This window comes from Oceanobacillus sp. HCA-5259 (assembly GCF_037892815.1).
Classification (GTDB): domain Bacteria; phylum Bacillota; class Bacilli; order Bacillales; family Amphibacillaceae; genus Oceanobacillus; species Oceanobacillus indicireducens.
In genome coordinates, this window is record NZ_JBBKBV010000079.1 from 1 (window position 1) to 1,630 (window position 1,630).

Consider the following 1,630-nt stretch of genomic DNA (forward strand, 5'->3'; position numbering starts at 1 on the left):
ATTATATACCTCCCAAAAATATGCTGATTATGGAATAACATAATGGTAAAATTACTGTAATACTAGCATATATGGGAGGTTTTTAATGATGATAACCAGAAAAGAAAAGCGTGAAGCGGAAAAGGATAATAAGTATTTTTTCGATTTCTGAAAATCCAGAACCATTTTTATAAGGATCTAAATAAGAAATTGAAACAAGTAAAAGATCCAAGGCATCCAAGCTATATAACGTATCATCCAGGTGTTATTTTAATGATGGTTGTGATGAAAAATGCATCCAATCTAGAGTCGATGCGGGAAATGACAGATGAATTTAATACAGATAACTGTATTGAAAATCTATCAAAAATGCTGGGAATAGAAAACCTGGAAGAATTACCCCACTATGATACGGTGAACGATTTCCTGTCTCGTTTAGATATGGAGGAACTTGAAAACATTCGGACTTACATGGTGAAAGAACTCATAAATAAGAAGTGCTTTTATGATTATCGGATAGGTGGTAAATATTGGGGAATCATCGTTGATGGAACAGGACTTTTCACATTTAGAGAAAAGCATTGTGAACATTGCCTGGAACGGGAACATAAGAACGAAGAAACTGGAGAGAAAAAGACGACATATATGCATCATGTTTTGGAAGCAAAGCTAATAGCTGGAGACATGGTGTTCAGTATAGCATCTGAATTTATTGAGAACGAATCAGAAGATGTGGAAAAACAGGATTGTGAACGGAATGCCTTTTATCGGATGGCAAAGAAGTTAAAAAGCACGTTTAAACGGCTGCCAATTTGTATCATCGCAGACAGCTTATATGCATGTGAAAACGTCTTTCAGTTATGCGATAAGAATAAATGGAAGTACCTGATCAGGTTCAAAGAAGGAAGCATCCCATCGGTAATGAGAGAATTTCAGAATCTGAAAATATTGGAAGACAGCTCTTCTTATGAAGGAATATCATGGGTGAATGGCATATCTTACAACGAACGAACAGTGAATGTATTAGAATTTGTGGAAGAAAAGGAGAAGGACAAAAGGACATTTATTTATATTACCAATATCAACGTAAAAAAGAAAAACGCAAAGAGGCTCATTAACGCAGGCAGAAGTCGTTGGAAAATCGAAAATGAGGGATTCAATACCCAGAAGAATATTCGCTACTATATTCAACATCCGAACAGTCATGATTATAATGCGATGAAGAATAACTATCTATTAACACAAATAACCGACATACTGGTTCAACTTTTTGAAAAGGGGTCAAAAATCATGAAAGCTGCCAAGAAAAAGGCCTCTAACCTGTTAAGAGCATTCCAGACTCTAACATTAATAGAAGAGGACCTCGTAGACCTAGAGAAACCCATTCAAGTGAGGTTTACCTAATAATTAAATTGTAGCAGAGGTTGTGATAATATAAAAGTAAAAAATGAGTTATCCACAAAAAAATAGATAAATACCAGAAATTCGGTTCGTTTAGCTTTAAAAAACACAAAAATAACATGGTAAAATTTAACAACCGTGGATAAGTTGATTTTCCTCTTTACCTCAGGTGATTGATAAATTTACTCTTCATAGCTATAAAGTCTGTTTCCTTGTTGCTAGAAATGATACCATCGAATATACTATATAA

General features: G+C 34.4%; 1 protein-coding gene. It reads left to right on the top strand.

Annotation, left to right across the window (positions count from 1 at the left end; all coding sequences use genetic code 11):
- Positions 1 to 189: 189 nt before the first annotated feature.
- Complete coding sequence (locus WKU33_RS18805) at positions 190 to 1,383, top strand: transposase family protein (RefSeq protein ID WP_340456120.1); 1,194 nt, start codon at positions 190 to 192, stop codon at positions 1,381 to 1,383.
- Positions 1,384 to 1,630: the final 247 nt, after the last annotated feature.